Origin of the sequence: Candidatus Tumulicola sp. (assembly GCA_035601835.1) — a bacterium.
In the GTDB taxonomy this organism is placed as follows: Bacteria; Vulcanimicrobiota; Vulcanimicrobiia; order Eremiobacterales; family Eremiobacteraceae; genus DATNNM01.
The window spans coordinates 1-2,029 of the sequence record DATNNM010000017.1 but is presented as its reverse complement, the minus strand read 5'-3'; the positions used below and the strand labels follow the sequence as shown (position 1 = coordinate 2,029).

At 62.0% G+C, this 2,029-nt stretch carries 2 protein-coding genes; both read left to right on the top strand.

Annotation, left to right across the window (positions count from 1 at the left end; all coding sequences use genetic code 11):
- The first annotated feature begins 244 nt into the window (after positions 1-244).
- Entirely contained in the window at positions 245-595 is a 351-nt protein-coding gene (locus VN934_11520) for a DUF6788 family protein (GenBank protein ID HXM19420.1), read from the top strand.
- Between the two features lie 5 nt (positions 596-600).
- Positions 601-2,028 carry an ISNCY family transposase gene (locus VN934_11515; GenBank protein ID HXM19419.1) on the top strand — a complete coding sequence of 476 codons (1,428 nt, stop codon included), beginning with the start codon at positions 601-603 and terminating at the stop codon, positions 2,026-2,028.
- Position 2,029: the final 1 nt, after the last annotated feature.

The following is a 2,029-nucleotide window of genomic DNA, read 5'->3' as shown; positions in this document are numbered from 1 at the left end:
GGATTGCTGGCATTGTGCACCACGCCGACACGATTCATGCCGGGAACGATCTCGAGCAAGTGTTGCACCAGCTTGCCAGAGAGGTCGCGCGAGATGTTGCTGACGCCGGTAACGTTTCCATTTGGTCGCGCTAGACTAGTTTCTGTCGCGAAACGCAAAATAGCACTGGGGATTGCGGGTTTGCAGGGCTATTCGTTCGCACATTTTTGTTGCACGTACGTGTGCGATATGACACATATAATGCATGAAAGAAGCACGATTCGAATCATCGTCCGATGTTGTTGGCTGGCTGCAGAGCGAGGCAGCGGAGCTTTGGCCTGCGCTGCTTGGCTCCCTGAGCTTTCGCCGCAGCCCCTGTGTGCGCGAGAACTGTCCGGCTTGTATGTCGGGTGAGCAACATCCGAGCCACGTCCTATACGGACGACTGAAGGGCCGCCGGGTTGCGGTCTACGTTCCCGAAGAACTGGTGCCCGAGGTGCGCCGCGGGCTGGACAACGGACGGGCCTTGCAGGAGCTGCTGCAGCAGGCTGCGCCGCGCTACGTGAAGGCATTGAAGCGAGAGCGGCCCAAAGCGCCAAAAAGTAGGAAGAGCTGAGCAGCGTGAGAGCGACGGCGCGGCAGATCAGTTTTGCCGATTGGGAGTTGATCCGGCAGGGTGAGCAGGGTGTGCACCTGGAGCCGCGGCTGGAGGCCATATCCGATTTTCTCGACGAACAGCGGGACATCATCGAGAGAATCCGGCGAGATCTGGTGCGTGGCCTGAAGCGACCTGGCAGCGGTCGCAACGGGTTGACGGCGACGCAGATTTTGCGCTCGCTGGTTCTGATGCGGCTCAAGAACTGGGACTATCGCGAGTTGCGCGAACGCATCGCCGATGGATTGACGCTGCGTCGGTTCACGGACTTCTACTGCGCGCCGGTGCCGAAGCATGACGCGTTTCAGCGCGGCTTCATCCGGCTGACACCACAGACACTGAAAGTGGCGAACGATCTACTGGTTCGAGCGGCGGTCGAGCTCGGATTGGAGGACGGTGCAAAGCTGCGGGTCGACACGACGGTAGTGCAGACCGACATCCATCATCCGACCGACAACACCTTGCTATGGGACGTGGTCCGCGTCGTCACACGCTTTGTTCGCCGTCTGGGAAAAGCGCTGGAATTGCCGCGGATCAAGGGGTTTTGCGACCGCACGCGCGCGGCGCGGCGTCGGATGTACGAGATCCAGCGCATGACGACGAGGCAGCGCCAGGCGCAGCAGACCGGGACATACCGGGTGCTCATCGGCATTGCCGAGGACGTCGTTGGGAACGCGCGAGCTGGGCTCGAAAAAACCCGCACGATGCGCGGCAAGGACATGCTCGCCGACATGGCCATCGAGGAGCTGCGCAAACAGATCGAGCATTTTTGCGGGCTGGGAGATCGCGTCATCGACCAGACGCGGCGTCGCGTGCTCGATGGTGAGCAGGTCCCCACCGGCGAGAAGGTCTATTCCATCTTCGAGCCCCATACCGACCTGATCAAGCGCGGCAAGGTACGCACGCCGATCGAGTTCGGCCACAAGGTCTTCCTCGCCGAAAGTGCACGAGGCTTGATCACGCAATACGAGGTGTTGAAGGGTAACCCGCCCGACGAGGTCCACGTGGTGTCCTCCCTCCAGTGCCACAGGCAAGCCTTTGGCCGGGCGCCGGAGCTGTATGGCTCGGATCGCGGCTTCTTCAGCGAGCAGAACCTGGCATCGTGCAAGCGCGCCGGCGTCAAGCTCGTGTGCATTCCGCAGCGCGGCGGCAAGAGAACGCCGCGGCGCGAAGCGTACGAGAGCAGCGCTGCCTTCAAGCAAGGTCAGCGCTTTCGCGCCGGCATCGAGGGGCGCATCTCGGTGCTGTTCCGAGGCCGCGGCATGAAGCGCTGCCTCGCCGAGGGACCCGACCGCTTCGAGTTGTGGGTCGGCGCCGCTGTGCTCGCCAACAACCTCATGAGAATCGCGGCTCTACTGATCGCGCGATCGACGCGCAGACGAAAAGCTGCTTGAC

What these genes read in the sequence shown, in the direction of transcription:
- VN934_11520 (HXM19420.1), top strand. Translation starts at nt 245, where the DNA reads ATGAAAGAAGCACGATTCGAATCATCGTCCGATGTTGTTGGCTGGCTG.